This window comes from Brucella daejeonensis, assembly GCF_014199265.1.
GTDB classification, from domain to species: domain Bacteria; phylum Pseudomonadota; class Alphaproteobacteria; order Rhizobiales; family Rhizobiaceae; genus Brucella; species Brucella daejeonensis.
Window position 1 is genome coordinate 219108 of sequence record NZ_JACIJG010000007.1, and the last position, 16703, is coordinate 235810.

A 16703-nucleotide genomic window follows, 5' to 3' on the forward strand; every position below is an offset into this window, starting at 1 on the left:
TCTCTCTTAGTGCGCAACAGCGGCGGCAGCGGCTTCGTCGATCAGGCGACCCGTCTTGAAACGGTCAAGCGTGAACGGCGCGTTGATCCAGTGCGGCTCGTCGCGGGCAATCGTATGGGCGAACACATGCGCCGAGCCGGGCGTGGCCTTGAAGCCGCCGGTGCCCCAGCCACAATTGACGTAAAGTCCAGGAACCGGCGTCTTGCCGATGATCGGCGAGCGATCCGGCGTGACATCGACAATGCCGCCCCATTTGCGCAACATGCGCATGCGGGTGAAAATCGGAAATATCTCGCAGATTGCCGCCAGCGTATGCTCGATCAGCGGCAGGCCGCCACGCTGGCTGTAGGACGTGTATTGATCCGTCCCCGACCCGATGACCAGCTCGCCCTTGTCGGACTGGCTGATATAGGCATGAACCGTGTTCGACATGACCACGCAGGGGAAGATCGGCTTGACCGGCTCGGACACCAGCGCCTGCAACGGAAAACTTTCCAGCGGCATGCGCACGCCTGCCGTGTCCATAACCACCGAGGTGCTGCCCGCAACCGAGACGGCAACCTTTTTCGCCTTGATGAAGCCGCGCCCGGTTTCAACGCCGGATACACGGCCAGACGCATCGCGGCGGATCGCCAGCACCGGGCAGTTCTGGATAATATCGACACCGCGCTGCGTTGCGCCACGCGCATAGCCCCACGCCACCGCATCGTGACGCGCCACGCCGCCGCGCCGCTGCAAGGTCGCGCCCACCACCGGATAGCGCGCATTGGGCGAAATATCGAGCGGCGGGCAATAGTCCTTCGCCTCTTCCTTCGTCAGCCACTCATTGTCGATGCCGTTAAGGCGATTGGCATGAATATGGCGCTTGAAGCTCTGCACGTCATGCACGGTGTGCGCCAGCATCATGACGCCGCGCTGCGAGAACATGACATTGTAGTTGAGATCCTGGCTCAGCCCTTCCCACAATTTCACCGCATGTTCGTAAAGATGCGCGCTTTCATCGTAGAGATAGTTGGAGCGGATGATGGTGGTGTTGCGCCCGGTATTGCCGCCGCCGAGCCAGCCCTTTTCGATCACCGCGACGTTGGTGATGCCGTGCTCCTTGGCCAGATAATAGGCAGCACCCAGGCCATGACCGCCCGCGCCGATGATGACGACATCATACTCAGCCTTGGGTTCGGCATCGGGCCATTGCTTCTCCCAGCCCTTGTTGCCGGAAAGTGCATTTTTGATAATCGAAGCGGCAGAAAATCGGGACATGGGCAACAACCAGTTCAGGCATCAAAACATCTGGCGTTATTTCTATTGTCTCGGCGCGTGTTCCGACAGCAGGCTTGCGTCAAAAGACGCCACAAATACGACATCCCCTCCATTTCGCGACATGAGGGGCCGAACAAAATCGCCCCTCCTGCCAGCATTCTGTCAGGAGGGCTGGCACCAGTGGTTTCCTTTTCCCGGCAGCGCTATAGTTTAGCCCGCAAGGACTCATGAGCGACGAGACGAAACGGGAGACGAAAATGCTTTTCAAAAGCCTTCTCAAAGGGGCGGCGCTGACGCTTACCCTTTTGACCGGGACTGCGAGCCTGAGCGCTACCGCCGAGGCGCAGGTGGTCGTCTCGTCGAAGATCGACACCGAAGGGGGTGTGCTCGGCAATATCATCCTGGCCGTTCTCAACGCCAATGGCATCGAGACGACAGATCGCATCCAGCTTGGCGCGACGCCGGTGGTGCGCAAGGCCATCACGGCGGGCGAGATCGACATCTATCCCGAATATACCGGCAATGCGGCCTTTTTCTTCAACAAGGCCGACGACCCGCTCTGGAAAGACCCGGCCAAGGCCTTTGAGACTGCGAAAAAACTCGATTACGACGCGAACAAGATCGTCTGGCTCAGCCCCTCTCCCGCCAACAACACATGGGGCATCGCCATCCGCAAGGATGCGGCCGACGAGAACAAGCTCGCGAGCCTCAGCGATTTCGGCAAATATGTCGCGGACGGCGGCACGGTGGTTCTGGCCGCTTCATCAGAATTCGTGAACTCCGCCGCGGCGCTGCCCGCTTTCCAGACCGCCTATGGCTTTACCCTGAAGCCCGACCAGCTCATCACGCTTTCGGGCGGCGATACGGCAGCGACCATCGCCGCCGCGGCCAACCAGACAAACGGCGCCAATGCGGCGATGGTTTACGGCACCGATGGCGGTATCGCGCCGTCCGGGCTGACCGTTCTGGACGACGACAAGCATGTGCAGCCGGTCTACCAGCCTGCCCCCATCATCCGCGAGGAGGTTTTGAAGACGAACCCGAAGATCGAGGAACTGCTGAAGCCCGTTTTCGAAAAGCTCGACCTCACCACCTTGCAGGACCTCAACGGCCGCGTGCAGCTTGGCGGCGAACCGGCAAAGGCGGTGGCGGAAGACTTTCTGAAAAAGAACGGCTTCCTGAAATAAGCGGATAAGGCAACAGGCCCTTGCCGGATAACATCGCAGCATCGGGCACAGCTTCCCGCCTGACCGGTCGCATGGCCGGTCGCCTGTCCGGGCGGCTCGACAAGCTCGGCTTCGTCATCGCCATGCTCGCGGCGGGCGGGCTGGCGCTGCCCTTCGCAACCGCGCGCGCCAACCGGATCGTGCCGGGCGAAGCGCGATTTCTATTCGACGCCCTGCCCATGGCAACCGCGTTCCTGCTGGTCGCCGTCGTGACGGCGGGTCTTCTCGTCGGGCTTTTTTCAAGGCGCCGCCTGATGCGGCTCGTCGCGAGCCTTGCCAGCCTCGCTTTCCTGACGGTGGCCATCGGGCTTGCCGCATCGCATCTTGCGCCGGACGGCAACAGCTATGCCCGCGTTTCTCCGGCATCGGGCTTCTGGCTCCTGCTCTTTGCCAGCGCGCTATATGTGGCCGACAGCCTGGTGCGCCTCGAAGTCCGCTCGCTGCTGCGCCTTGCCCTGCTGGTCGCGGCGGCGCTGTTTCTCGCCCTCCTGCTGTCCTCCGGCCTCTGGGACGATATTTCCTTCATGAAGGAATATCGCAGCCGCGCCGACAGTTTCTGGAATGAAGCGCAACGCCATATCGCCCTGGCGCTCGGCTCGCTCGTCGCGGCGACCGTGGCCGGCATTCCGCTCGGCCTTCTCTGCCATCGCCTGCCGCGCCTCCGGGCGCTGGTCCTCAACAGCCTCAACATCGTGCAGACCATCCCGTCCATGGCGCTGTTCGGCATATTGATCGCGCCGCTCGGCTGGCTCGCCGCGCAGTTTCCATTGGCGGCGAGCCTTGGCATACGCGGCATCGGCGCGGCCCCGGCCTTCGTCGCGCTGTTCCTCTATTCGCTCCTGCCCATCGTCGCCAACACCGTGGCCGGACTGGCGCAGGTGCCCGACCCCGTGACCGACGCCGCGCGCGGCATGGGCATGACGCGGCTGCAACGGCTGTTCAGGACCGAGTTTCCGCTGGCCTTTCCGGTCATTCTCACCGGCATTCGCATCGTCATGGTGCAGAATATCGGCCTGACCACCATCGCCGCGCTGATCGGCGGCGGCGGGTTTGGAACATTCGTCTTTCAGGGCATCGGCCAGACGGCGATGGATCTCGTTCTGCTCGGCGCGCTGCCCACCGTGCTTCTCGCCTTTGCCGCCGCCGTCATCCTCGATGCCGCCATTGAAATTGCCGAAAGAGGGAAAACCTCATGATCGAGTTCGACCAGATCACCAAGCGCTACAACGGACGCGCGGCTGTGGATGCGGTAAGCTTCATGGTGGAACCCCACAGCATCGCGGCAATCGTCGGCACGTCCGGTTCCGGCAAGACGACGCTCCTGCGCATGGTGAACCGCCTCGTCGAACCGACGGAAGGCGAAATCCGCATCGACGGCCAGAGCATCCTCAACGAGCCGGGGCATGTATTGCGGCGGCGGATCGGCTATGCGATCCAGCAGCACGGCCTGTTTCCGCATCGCACCGTGGCGGAAAATATCGCAACCGTTCCGGTGCTCCTGCGCTGGCCGAAGCAGCGCATCGACACGCGGGTCGACGAGCTTCTTTCCCTGTTCCAGCTTGAGCCTGCGGATTATCGCAACCGCTATCCGCACGAGCTTTCCGGCGGGCAGCAGCAGCGCGTCGGCGTGGCGCGGGCGCTTGCCGCCGAGCCGAACATCCTCCTGATGGACGAACCCTTCGGCGCGCTCGATCCGGTGATCCGCGCCAAGGCGCAGGAAGACCTGAAAGCCATCCAGCGCCGTTTCGGCACCACCATCCTTCTGGTCACGCACGATATGGAGGAAGCGATTTCGCTCGGCGACCGCATCGCCGTGATGGATGACGGCAGGCTTCTGCAATACGGCTCCCCCGCCGATATCCTGACCCGCCCCGCCACCGAATTCGTCGAGCGGCTCGTCGGGACCGGAGAGCGTCCGTTCCGCCTTCTCTCGCTGGCTGATCTCAAGACGGTTCTACAGCCGGGCGCCGCCGGCGGCGAAGCCTTGCCGGTCACCGCCTCGCAGCGCGATGCCCTCGCCGCGCTCCTGTGGTCGGGACGCAAGGCGCTTCCGGTGCTCGACGGCGAAGGACGGCCGCTCGGCCGGGTGACGCTGGAAACGCTGCTTCATCAGGCAGAGCGCCCCGCATGAAACGGCTGCTCTCCCTTCTTCCCCGCATTGCCCTTCTGGCGGTGCTTCTCCTGTTTCTCCTCTATCCGCATCTCTTCGAGCCGGTTTTCCGCCCGCTGGTCGAAAATGGCGCGCCCGCCATCTACGACCGTGCGAACCTGATGACGCTGACCTTGCAGCATCTGGGTCTGGTGGCGCTTGCCACATCCGGCTCGGCCCTTCTCGCCATCGCCATGGCGATCCTCGTGACGAGGCGGCAGGGCGCGGAATTCCTGCCGCTTTCACGCAGTCTGGTGAATATCGGCCAGACCTTTCCGCCGGTTGCCGTGTTGGCGCTTGCCGTGCCGGTTTTCGGCTTTGGCGACAAGCCGACGCTGATCGCGCTGTTTCTCTACGGGCTGCTGCCGATTTTCGAGAACACGCTGGCCGGGCTGACCTCGCTGCCTGCGCCGATCACGGAAGCCGCGCGCGGCATGGGCATGACGGGTATGCAGCGGCTTGTCAGGGTGGAACTGCCGCTGGCCCTGCCGGTGATCCTTGCCGGGGTCCGGCTGTCCGCCGTCATCGGCCTCGCCACCGCCACCATCGGCTCCACCGTTGCGGCGAAAACGCTGGGCGAGGTCATTATCGCCGGGCTTATTTCCAGCAATCTCGCCTTCGTGCTGCAAGGCGGCCTGGTCGTGGCGGCGCTCGCCATTCTCATCTTCGACGCCTTTCAGGCAATCGAACGCTATCTGATGAAGCGAGCGGGCCGGGTTGCCTGAAAGATCAGCCTCTTTGAAAGAGGCCGCAGAAATCCTATATTCCGGGCCTATATTCCTGCAAATGAACAGCCAGCGAGGCACGGGATGAATATCGGGCAGGCGGCAGCCGCATCGGGCATATCAGCAAAGATGATCCGCCATTATGAGACTATCGAGCTTATCGGCGCTGCCGAGAGGACCGGTTCGGGCTATCGTGTCTACACACAGAAAGATGTCGAGACGCTGCGCTTCATCCGCCGCAGCCGCGACCTTGGATTTCAGGTCGATCAGATCAGGGAGCTTCTGGCGCTGTGGCGCGACCGGAACCGCGCCTCCGCCGATGTGAAGAAAGTGGCTCTCAGCCATGTGGAGGAGCTGGAAGCGAAAATGCGCCAGCTTCAGGATATGGCCGATACGCTGCGCTATCTGGCGAAGAATTGCCATGGCGACAACCGCCCCGATTGCCCGATCATTCACGAACTTTCCGAAGACAGCGGTGAAAGCCGCAACCGACCGGCCGCGCGGAAGGGTGAATTGCTGCACAGCAAGGTCTGAGAACCTGTTCCAAAAGTCGCCACGAGCGGCTGCAAATGGCAATTTCCTGCGCTCCGGTGCTCATGTACCCAAAAGTACACTCCGCTCCGGTACTCGAAAATCACCATTTTCGCACGCACATGCCGCTTTTTGATTCAGGCTCTGACACCAAAGCTCATGCGGCGATTGAGCATTTTCAAGGCTTGGATAGCGTTAGGGTCTAAACCCAATCAGGATTTGGAGCGTGGTATGGTCGAAAATGGCACAGTTTCAGGAGCGAAACCGAAGGTGGGGTGGTTCCCCATCGAGGTTTCGCGACGCCAAAATGGGTTATTTTCGTCATATCCCTTCGGGACGTGGCGGATTTTGCCCCCGAATGCGTCGAAAAACCCTCGTGGTGGGGGACACCACGTCGGCCTTTCCTCCTGTTCAGGAACAAAATCCGGCTCACGCCACGCCCGAAACCTGATTGAGTTTAGACCCTAGAGCATTTCCAGCAAAAGTGCGAAGCGGTTTTGCGTAGGATAATGCGTAAAAACAAATAGTTAGAGCGGTTCCAACGATCCAGTTAAAACAGGAACCGATCTAGCATCGGAGCCGCCTTGGTATGAGTGTCCATACCAGAAGAAAATGCCGGGATTGCTCCCGGCATTCCTGTTTTCATGTCGCCGGTTCAGCTCCTGGGCAAGGTATAGGCAATCACATAATCGCCGGGCTTCGTTCCGACAGAGCCGTGACCGCCCGCCACCATCAGCACGAACTGCCGGTCGCCGACAGTATAGGTCATGGGCGTGGACTGGCCGCCTGCGGGAAGCCGGGCTTCCCAGAGCTGCCTGCCCGAAGTCAGGTCGTAAGCGCGCAGATAATCGTCCACCGCAGCGCCCAGGAAGGCGACGCCGCCAGCGGTGATCATCGGCCCGCCGATGCCCGGAACGCCCACCTTCAACGGAAGCGGAACCGGCGACATATCGCGGATCGTTCCGTTGCGGTGCTTGTAGGCGATCTTTCCGGTGCGCAGGTCCACACCCGCCACATAACCCCATGGCGGGGTCTGGCACGGAATGCCCAGGGGGCCGAGGAACGGTCCCATGAAGACGCCATAGGGTGCGCCCTCGTTGCGGTTCAGGCCCTGCTCGCTGCCCTTTTCGCCCTCGCCCTTCGGCGGGATTTCCGCACGCGGCACAAGCCGGGAGGTGAAGGCCAGATAGGTCGGCATTCCGAACATGACCTGCCGCACCGGATCGACCGCGACACTGCCCCAGTTGAACACGCCGAAATTGCCGGGATAGACGATGGTTCCACGCAGTGAAGGCGGCGTATAGCGGCCCTCGTAGAAGAGCTTGTGAAACTTGATGCGGCAGGCGAGCTGATCGAACATCGTCACGCCCCACATATCGCTTTCGCGCAGCGGCGGCGGGCTGAATGTGAGGTCCGAAATCGGCTGCGTCGGCGCCGTATGGTCTTCCGGGATCGCCCCGGTCGGCGCCGGGATTTCGTTGACCGGAACGATCGGCTCGCCGGTGCGGCGGTCCAGAACGTAAAGGTCGCCCTGTTTGGTGGGACCGACCAGCGCCGGGACGCCGTCAATGTCGAGCAGGACGGGCTGGGCGGGAACGTCCATGTCCCAGAGATCGTGATGCACCGTCTGGCGCACCCAGCGCACCTGCCCCGTATTCACATCGAGCGCCACGATGGAAGACGAATATTTCTCGACATTCTCGCTGCGGTCCATGCCGAGCTGGTCCGGCACCTTGTTGCCGAGAGGCACATAGATCAGGCCGAGCTTTTCATCCACGCTCGACACGGACCAGCTGTTCGGCGAATTGGTGGTGTAATGCTGGCCTTCGGGCAGCGGGGTCGTGACATCGGGATTGCCCGAATCCCAGTTCCACAGAAGCTGGCCGGTGCGGATATCGAAAGCGCGGATGACGCCCGACTGTTCCTCGGTCGAATAATTGTCGTTGACGGCGCCGCCGACGATGATCCTGTCGCCCACCACCACGGGCGGCGATGTCGAGTAATAATAGCCGGCCGGGTTATACTTCATGCCGTGGCCGAGATCGAGCGTGCCGCCATCGGCGAAATCGGCGCAGATTTCGCCGGTCGCGGTATCGAGCGCGATCAGGCGGGCGTCGGACGTCGGCAGATAGACCCGCTCGGCGCATTTGGCCCCGGCGACGGCCGTCGCATCCTTCCAGTAGCTGACGCCACGGCAGGTCTGGTGCTGGCGATCCGTGTTGAAGCCGACCTTGGGATCGAATTTCCACTTTTCCCTGCCGGTCGCCGCGTCGAGCGCAATGGCCCAGTTGTGCGGCGTGCACAGATAAAGGGAATCGCCGATCTTCAGCGGCGTCACCTGATAGGTGGTTTCGCCGATATCCTGCGGCTGTTTCACGTCGCCCGTCCGATATTGCCAGGCGACCTGCAAGCCGGAGACGTTTTCCGCCGTGATCTGCGTCAGTGGCGAATAGCGCTGGCCGTAAGGCGTGCGCCCGTACTGGTGCCATTCGCCGTCGGGAACATTGCCGCCAAGATCGGGCGTCGCAGCCGCTTTTTCGGTCGGCAGTTCCCCGCCGATATCGTAGGGGTCCTGCGTCACGGAATAGCCCGCGACCACGAGCGCGACCAGCGACGCCACGCCGAGCGGCAGACCGCCGCCACCCGCGCCCGCGCCCGCGCCTGCATTGAGCGGCTTCCTGATCCACGGCGCCAGCATCCACAGGCCGAGAAGGACGATAAGCCCGCCGCGCGCGCCGAGCTGCCACCAGTCGAAGCCGACCTCATAGACCGCCCAGCCGAGCGATCCGAGAACGATCAGGGCATAGACCCAGAGGGCGGCCGCGCTGCGCCGGAAAAGCAGGACGGCGGTCAGCAGGAAGCCGATCGCCGCCACGATGTAATACAAGCTGCCGCCAAGCACAGCCAGCCAGATTCCCCCTGCACCAAGTGCAAGTCCGATGAGAAGCAGAATGATGGATGTCAACCAGATAAGCACGACAGTGTCCCCTTTTCAGGTGTGTCACTAGTGTCAGGACCGATAAGACTGCGCGGGATAACCCCGCCATGCAATAAAAGACATTCTCCGGCCATGGCCATGACAGGCCGTGACAGACCTATGACAGACACATGACTGGCCTGGCTTCGGTCGCGGATTCTGCGTCAGCCACAACGCGTCGTCACATGCCGCCTGAGAGCCTGCTTCCAAAGCCGCCATTTCCGCACGCGCATGACGCTTTTCGATTCAGGCTCCAATTGTTGACATAGGCGGCCACGGAAAAAATCCAGAGTCGTGACCGGTCGATGCAGGCAACTGCCCGGATGGTGACACGGGAGACAATTGGCGGCAACATCCCCGCCGGCTTGTCGCAAGTCATGGTAAACGGCGGGCGAAGCGTGAAGGTGTGAATGGCGTTCCTTTCGGGCGCCGCCGCCAATTAAGGCAAAACGAAGACAAGGTGGCATTTCACGGTCAAAAGGCGCGCAACGGCACATGAGTGAACCCGTCTCCGGCCACGAAATATGGCAAATACATGGCAAAATTGTGTGAAATGTGTCATTTATAGGTCTTTTCAGCGGCGACCCGCTTCGCTTTCAAAGAGTGCCCGATTTCTGTTCGGCAGCGGCAAATGCCTGCCGCATAATTTTTACGCGCGAAAAACTTTATGTTGACTCGGGAAACAAGCTCCAGCAAATCTAGGAACCACAGCTTCTGCCGTCATCAAAACGGGGTCGGATAGATTCATGAAGAAAATCATCACCATCGGTGAAATCGTCGTCGAGATCATGGCCGTCGAACCCGGTTACGGTTTCAGGACCACCATTCCCCTGATCGGTCCTTTCGCATCCGGCGCGCCCGCGATCTTCATCGATCAGGCGGCGAAGCTCGGCCAGCCATGCGGTCTGGTCAGCGCGGTCGGCAATGACGATTTCGGGATGCTCAATATCGAGCGCCTGCGCGAAGACGGCGTGGACGTATCGGCGATCGGCGTGCATCCGACAGCCGCCACCGGCAGCGCCTTCGTGCGCTATCGCCCGGACGGAAATCGCGATTTCATCTTCAACATCAAGCACAGCGCGTGCAGCGCCATCGGCCTGACGCCGGAAGCGGAAAAGCTGATCGAAAGCGCCGATCATCTTCACATCATGGGGTCGGCGCTGTTTTCGCAAAGCATCGTCGCGGCGATCCACGAGGCGACCGTGCGCATCAAGGCGAAGGGTGGTACGGTTTCCTTCGATCCAAACATCCGCAAGGAGATGCTGGACCTGCCCGGCATGCGCGAAGCGCTCGTCCATGCCCTTGAGAACACGGACCTTTTCATGCCGAGCGGCCCGGAAATCTTCCTCTTCACCAAAGCGCGTGAAGAAAAGGCGGCCATTGAAGAACTGCTCGCGCGCGGCGTCAGGGCCGTGGTCGTCAAGCGCGGCGCGGAAGGCGCCAGCTATTTCGACCGGTCCGGCGAAGTATTCGCGCCGGCCTTCGCGGTCGACGAAGTCGATCCCACCGGCGCGGGCGACAGCTTCGGCGCGGCATTCGTCACCTGCTGGCTGCGCGGCATGGCGCCGAAGGAGGCGCTCATTTTCGCCAACGCGACCGGCGCGCGCGCCGTCGGCGTGAAAGGTCCCATGGAAGGCACTTCGACCATGGCCGAAATCCAGTCGTTTCTTGCAAAACACGGAGCTTAGGCATGAGCAGCACCGGGTCCCTCAGAGATATTCCCGCCCGTTACAGGAACGGCATGCGCGGCGGAATAACATCCATCTGCTCCGCGCATCCGGTCGTCATCGAAGCCGCCCTTCTGGAAGGCGTTGCGACGAACACGGACGTCCTGATCGAAGCCACCTGCAATCAGGTCAATCAGGATGGCGGCTATACGGGCATGACCCCTGCCGGTTTCCGGCGCTTCGTGGAAGAGATCGCGGCCCGCGTCGGCTTCGACGCGAAACGCCTCATCCTCGGCGGCGATCACCTCGGCCCCAATCCGTGGAAGCATCTGCCCGCCGAAGAGGCGATGCTGAAATCGGAAGTCATGATCGATGCCTTCGTGCGCGCCGGTTTCACCAAGATCCACCTCGACACGTCGATGGGCTGCGCGGGCGAGCCGGTAGCCCTGCCCGACGCCGTGACCGCCGAACGCGCCGCACGTCTGGCCAGGGTTTCGGAGGCAGCGGCTCGCGAGGCCGGTTACGACCTGCCCGTCTATATCATCGGCACGGAAGTTCCGATCCCCGGCGGGGCGATGGAAGAAATCGAGGAACTGGAACTGACCAGACCGGAAGCGGCCCTCGAAACGGTCGCCGTTCACCGCAAGGCTTTCGCGGCGCTGGGACTGGACGACGCATTTTCGCGCGCCATCGGCGTGGTGGTGCAGCCGGGCGTGGAGTTCGGCAATGAGAACGTCGTCTATTACAACAGCGACAAGGCGACCGCCCTGAGCGGCGTGCTCGACCGGATGCCGCAATTTGTCTTCGAGGCGCATTCGACCGACTACCAGCCAGTGCAAGCGCTTTCCGATCTCGTCCATGACGGCTTCGCCATTTTGAAGGTCGGTCCCGGCCTGACCTTCGCGCTGCGCGAGGCGCTTTACGGCCTCGACCAGATCGCGGCTTTCCTCTATCGCCTGCCGGAAGAAGAGACGCTGCGGGGCAGGATGGAACGCCTGCTCATGGCCGAGCGCAAGAACTGGGAAAAATACTATCATGGCGATGCGGAAGAACTCCGCCTCCAGCGCCATTTTTCCTATAGCGACCGTATCCGTTATTACTGGCCTCATGCGGAAGCGACGGCGGCGGTCGAAGCGCTTCTGGCGCGGCTCGACGGACGCAGAATCCCGGAAACGCTCATCAGCCAGTATCTGGGAACGCTCTATCCGGCGGTTGCCGCAGGGACGGTCGAAGCGACGCCGCACGCGCTGATGGTGGAAGCGGTGCGAAACGTGGTGCGTGTTTACGGCAGGGCCGTTGGCACCCACTGAACAGAACGCAGGAAAAAGGCGCGGGAATTGCCCGCGCCTTTTCTTTTCGGTCAGCTTTCCATCGGACTCCTGAACCTCTTGAGCCGCAAGGCATTGCTGAGCACGAAGATGCTTGAGAATGCCATGGCGCCCGCCGCCAGCACCGGCGACAACAGCGTGCCGGTGAACGGATAGAGGATGCCCGCCGCGACGGGGATCAGCGCCACATTATAGGCGAAGGCCCAGAACAGGTTTTCGCCGATATTGCGGATCGTCGCCTTGGATATGGCGATTGCATTGACCACGCCGCGCAAATCGCCCGACATCAGCACGACATCGGCGCTTTCAATCGCAATATCCGTGCCGGTGCCGATGGCAATGCCCACATTCGCCGCAGCCAGCGCCGGCGCATCGTTGATGCCGTCGCCCACGAAAGCCACCTGCTTGCCGCCGGCAGAAAGGCGCTTCAGCGCGTCCACCTTGCCGTCGGGCAGAACTTCCGCCACGACTTCATCGATGCCGAGACGTCCGGCGATTGCCTCCGCCGTGCGGCGATTGTCGCCGGTGATCATCGCCACTTTCAGCCCCTGTTCGTGCAGGGCGGCAATGGCGGCGGGCGTCGTTTCCTTCATCGGATCAGCAACGGTGAGGATCGCCGCCAGCCTGCCGTCAACGGCAGCATAAAGCGGCGACTGCCCCTCGCTGCCGAGACGCGTCGCGTCATCGGCAAAGGCAGCGACATCGTGTCCAAGCTTTGCCATGTAACGGTCAGCACCGATGGCGACCTCATGACCGGACACTTGCGCTTTCAGGCCGAAACCGGGCACGGCCTCGAATGCCGAAACGTCCGCGAGCTTCAACCCCTTCTCCTTCGCCGCTTCCACGATGGCATCGGCAATCGGATGCTCCGAACGCGCCTCGACCGCCGCGACAAGCGCCAGAAGTTCATCCTCTTCGAAACCCTCGACCGTCCTGAAATGCGCCAGGGCGGGCTTTCCTTCAGTCAGTGTGCCAGTCTTGTCGACCGCAATGACCGATGCGTCACGCAGCGTTTGCAGCGCATCGCCACGGCGGAACAGAACGCCGAATTCGGCGGCCCGGCCGGTGCCGACCATGATCGAGGTCGGCGTGGCCAGCCCCATGGCGCAAGGGCAGGCAATGATGAGGACGGCAATAGCGTTGACCAGCGCATAGCCGAGCATGGCCGTCCCGCCAATCGCGAGCCACAAGACGAAGGTGAGCGCGGCGGCGGCCATCACCGCAGGCACGAACCAGCCGGTCACCTTGTCGACCCTGGCCTGAATGGGCAGCTTGTCGGCCTGTGCATCCTCGACCATGCGGATGATCTGCGAGATCACCATGTCGCGGCCAACCTTGGTGGCGCGGAAGGTGAAGGCGCCCGTCTTGTTGATCGTGCCGCCGACGACTTCGGCTCCGTTTTCCTTGATCACGGGCACCGGCTCGCCGGTAATCATCGATTCATCCACATAGGAGGAACCCTCGATCACCGCGCCATCGACCGGCACTTTCTCGCCGGGGCGCACCTGCACGATATCGCCTGCGCGAACGTCTTCCAGCGGCACATCGACCGCCTGACCGTCGCGCACCACACGAGCCGATTTCGCTTGCAGGCCGACCAGACGGCTGATCGCGGCGCTGGTGCGGCCCTTGGCGCGCGCCTCCAGAAAGCGGCCGATCAGGATGAGCGTCACGATCACCGCCGCGGCCTCGAAATAGACATTGACCGTTCCGTCCGGCAGGACGCCGGGAAAGAAGGTGGCGACGATGGAAAAGCCCCAGGCGGCGAGCGTGCCGACAACGACCAGCGAGTTCATGTCCGGCGTGCCGCGCAAAAGCGACGGGACGCCCTTCTTGAAGAAGCGCAGGCCCGGACCGAACAGGACAAGCGTGGTCAGCACGAATTGCAGATACCAGCTATTCTGCACCCCGATCCGCTCCATCACGAACATATGGACAGCCGGAATGAGGTGCGATCCCATTTCCATGATGAAAACAGGCAGGGTCAAAATGGCGGCAAGCAGGACGCTTTTCTTCAGTTCCGCCGCTTCCGCATCGCGTTTTTCGCTCTGCGTTTCCGGCTTTGCATCGCTCTCGGCCTCGGCCAGCGCGCGCGCCTCGTACCCGGCCTGTTCGACCGCCTTGACGAGATCGGACGTCTGGACCGGGCCTGCCAGTTCCACATGGGCGCGCTCGGTGGCCAGATTGACGCTTGCCCGCGTCACGCCCGGCACGGCGTTCAGGGCCTTTTCAACGTTGCTGACGCAGGACGCGCAACTCATGCCCTCGATGGCAAGATCGATGCTGCCCGCCGGAACATCGTAGCCCGCCTTGCGGATGGCCTCGACCACCGACGGCAAATCCGGCGTTCCCCTGAACACGACATCCGCGCGCTCGGTCGCCAGGTTCACAGAAACCCTGTCCACACCCGGAACTCTGGAAACGGCTTTTTCAACCGATGAGACACACGATGCGCAGCTCATCCCTTCGACGGGTACGGGGAAACTGATCGCTTCGTGATTGACAGGCTTGTTCATGGCAATCCCTTTCACTGCCCATGCGGGCACAATTCGAGAATTGCTCCTTAGATAATCCTTCCCACCGTTGGAAGGTCAAGCCCTTTTTTAAGCTGGCAGGCGGTTGGATGCCGGCGGTATGTGCAGAGCGGTTGCCGCACGATTATGAATGAAATCGCACACATCGCTTGCGGGCATTGGCCGCCCCGTCAGAAAGCCCTGCACTTCCCCGAACCGTTCCGACCGCAACCGTTCGAGCTGTTGGGCGGTTTCGACACCTTCGGCGGTGGTCACGATGTTGAAGCCCGCGCCCAGCGTCGCCACCGCCTGGATAATGGCAAGGTCGCGCGTGTCCACTTCGATGCCGGAGACGAAGCTGCGGTCGATCTTGATCTTGTCGAAGGGGAAGGATCGCAGATAGCTGAGCGACGAATAGCCGGTGCCGAAATCGTCCATGGCGATGCGCACGCCAAGCCTGCGCAGTTCGAACAGAAGCTCGATATTGTTCTTGCTGTTCGACAGGAAGACCGATTCCGTGATTTCAAGTTCCAGACGTTCCGGCGAAATCCGCGCGGCCTCCAGCGCATCGGTGACGGAACGCAAGAGCGTGGTCTGGCTGAACTGGACCGGCGAGAGATTGACCGAGACCTTGATGTCCTCCGGCCAGAGCGCGGCTTCCCGGCAGGCGGTGCGCAAAACCCATTCGCCAATCGGGCCGATCAGCCCGGTTTCCTCCGCCAGAGGAACGAACTCGGCCGGTGAAACGATGCCGCGTTCGGGGTGGAGCCAGCGGATAAGGGCCTCAAAGCCCGAAATCCTGCCGCTCTCAAGGTTGAAGATCGGCTGGTAATGAAGCTCGAACTGTCCCGCCAGCAAGGCCTGACGAAGTTCGCCGGTCATGACGTGCCGCTTTTCCGCCGCCAGACGCAGCGAGTGCTGATAGAAGCGGAACGTGCGCCGTCCGCCGGATTTGGATGCATAAAGCGCCAGATCGGCATTGCGCATCAGGACATCAGGATTGTCGCCGTGCAGCGGCGCCTGGGCGATGCCCATGCTGCAAGTGACGAATTCCGAATTCTTCACCAGCATGAAAGGGTCCTGAAAGGCCGACAGGATGCGGTCCGCGAACATGGCGATCTGCGCCAGCGCGCCGCTGCGATAGACGATGGCGAATTCGTCGCCGCCGAGCCAGGCTACGAAATCCTTCGACGTGGTGATCTGTTTGAGGCGGCGCGCAACCTCCTGCAAAAGCTGGTCGCCCGCCTGATGGCCGATACTGTCATTGATGTTCTTGAAATGATCTATATCGAGATAAAACAGCGCGAAAGGCTCGGCGTCCGCGCCCTTCTTCAGCAGGCCCTCGACATGGCGCGTGAAACAGGCGCGGTTGGGCAGGCCGGTCAGGCTGTCGTGCATGGCGATATAGGCCATGCGTTCCTCGATCTCGCGACGCTCGGTAATATCCTCGACAAGGCCGATGAGATAGCGGGGTTCGTCGGCATCGACGGGGGGAATCGGACATTTGATGATCCGCACGGCCCGCGCCGTTCCGTCCTCCCGCTCGATCTCGTATTCGGCGTTCAGCACCTCGCGGCGGCGCATCGCCGCCCGGTCCTGCCGGGTGAACGCGATCGCATCGCGCTGCGGAAAGATTTCGCTGTCGGTCGAACCGATGGCCCTGTCCACCGGGTGGCCGCTGACCGTCGAAGCGGCCTGATTATAGAGCACGTAGCGGCCTTCATCGTGCATGTCCTTGACGAAGACCCCGAGCGGCAGGTTGTTGACGAGACTGTCGAGCAACGACTGCGCGTGACTGGCCTGCCGGTTGGCCTGCGTCAGTTCCGTCCGGTCCTGCACGATGGCGAGGATCGTGGGCCTGCCGTCGAAGACGATCTGACGCCCATAGGTCAGGACGTCGATGATTTCGCCGTTGGCGCACAAATGCTGCCAGCGCTCGGGCCGTTCGAGATCGCTCCGGTCGCGAATGGCGGCCAGCATTCGATCCCGCTCGGCCTGCGGGCGGATATCGAGAACCGTCATGCCGGGAATTTCGTCCGCCGTATAGCCGTAAAGCTGGTAGGCGGCGTCGTTCATCACGATGAAATGGAGGGTTTCGGGATCATAGACCCACATGGGCGTTGGATGGGTCGTGAAAAGAATGCGGAAATCCTGCTCGGATGTGCGCGCCATCGTGCCTTCCGCCGAAGCGCCCTTCCGCTTCTCCATTATGACCCCCTCGTCAGATTGACCTTCAAGGACATTCCATTCCCCATGGGGACCGCCTCGCGCTCATAACATCATGAGCCGCACAAGGAAGATGCCCCCATCCAATTTAAATCCGATAT

General features: G+C 61.9%; 11 protein-coding genes. 7 read left to right on the forward strand and 4 right to left on the reverse strand.

The window, feature by feature from the left end; all coding sequences use genetic code 11:
- Positions 1-6: 6 nt before the first annotated feature.
- On the reverse strand, positions 7-1260 hold the full coding sequence (locus tag FHS76_RS11470; protein WP_183652278.1) for a sarcosine oxidase subunit beta family protein: 1254 nt from the start codon (positions 1258-1260) through the stop codon (positions 7-9).
- Positions 1261-1517: 257 nt separating this feature from the next.
- Between FHS76_RS11470 and osmF the strand changes: the two genes are divergently transcribed.
- From osmF to cueR, 5 genes are all read left to right on the forward strand, one after another.
- Positions 1518-2447: a glycine betaine ABC transporter substrate-binding protein OsmF gene (gene osmF, locus FHS76_RS11475; RefSeq protein WP_183652281.1), complete on the forward strand. Its 930-nt coding sequence runs from the start codon at positions 1518-1520 to the stop codon at positions 2445-2447.
- Positions 2448-2518: 71 nt separating this feature from the next.
- Positions 2519-3682, forward strand: a complete 1164-nt coding sequence (locus FHS76_RS11480) for an ABC transporter permease (protein WP_183652373.1) — start codon at positions 2519-2521, stop codon at positions 3680-3682.
- On the forward strand, positions 3679-4617 hold the full coding sequence (locus tag FHS76_RS11485) for an ABC transporter ATP-binding protein (protein ID WP_183652284.1): 939 nt from the start codon (positions 3679-3681) through the stop codon (positions 4615-4617). The genes FHS76_RS11480 and FHS76_RS11485 overlap by 4 nt, the downstream gene beginning before the upstream one ends.
- On the forward strand, positions 4614-5360 hold the full coding sequence (locus FHS76_RS11490; RefSeq protein WP_183652289.1) for an ABC transporter permease: 747 nt from the start codon (positions 4614-4616) through the stop codon (positions 5358-5360). Before FHS76_RS11485 ends, FHS76_RS11490 begins: the two co-directional genes overlap by 4 nt.
- 84 nt (positions 5361-5444) lie before the next feature.
- Positions 5445-5894 carry a Cu(I)-responsive transcriptional regulator gene (cueR, locus tag FHS76_RS11495; RefSeq protein WP_183652292.1) on the forward strand — a complete coding sequence of 150 codons (450 nt, stop codon included), beginning with the start codon at positions 5445-5447 and terminating at the stop codon, positions 5892-5894.
- A 652-nt stretch (positions 5895-6546) separates the two neighbouring features.
- On the opposite strand, the gene FHS76_RS11500 is transcribed toward cueR, so the two are convergent.
- Positions 6547-8868, reverse strand: a complete 2322-nt coding sequence (locus FHS76_RS11500) for a glucose/quinate/shikimate family membrane-bound PQQ-dependent dehydrogenase (protein ID WP_183652295.1) — start codon at positions 8866-8868, stop codon at positions 6547-6549.
- Between the two features lie 746 nt (positions 8869-9614).
- On the opposite strand from FHS76_RS11500, the gene FHS76_RS11505 reads away from it, so the two are divergent.
- Together FHS76_RS11505 and FHS76_RS11510 are read left to right on the forward strand one after the other, a co-directional pair.
- The gene (locus FHS76_RS11505; RefSeq protein WP_183652298.1) at positions 9615-10556 is read left to right on the forward strand and encodes a tagatose kinase; all 942 of its coding nucleotides are present in this window, start codon (positions 9615-9617) and stop codon (positions 10554-10556) included.
- Positions 10557-10558: 2 nt separating this feature from the next.
- Positions 10559-11845 carry a D-tagatose-bisphosphate aldolase, class II, non-catalytic subunit gene (locus FHS76_RS11510; protein WP_183652301.1) on the forward strand — a complete coding sequence of 429 codons (1287 nt, stop codon included), beginning with the start codon at positions 10559-10561 and terminating at the stop codon, positions 11843-11845.
- Positions 11846-11895: 50 nt separating this feature from the next.
- Here the strand turns inward: FHS76_RS11510 and FHS76_RS11515 are convergent, their stop codons facing one another.
- Positions 11896-14379 (reverse strand): heavy metal translocating P-type ATPase, encoded by a 2484-nt coding sequence (locus FHS76_RS11515; protein WP_183652304.1) that lies wholly within the window; start codon positions 14377-14379, stop codon positions 11896-11898.
- Positions 14380-14466: 87 nt separating this feature from the next.
- Complete coding sequence (locus FHS76_RS11520) at positions 14467-16584, reverse strand: putative bifunctional diguanylate cyclase/phosphodiesterase (protein WP_183652307.1); 2118 nt, start codon at positions 16582-16584, stop codon at positions 14467-14469.
- Between the last annotated feature and the right edge of the window lie 119 nt (positions 16585-16703).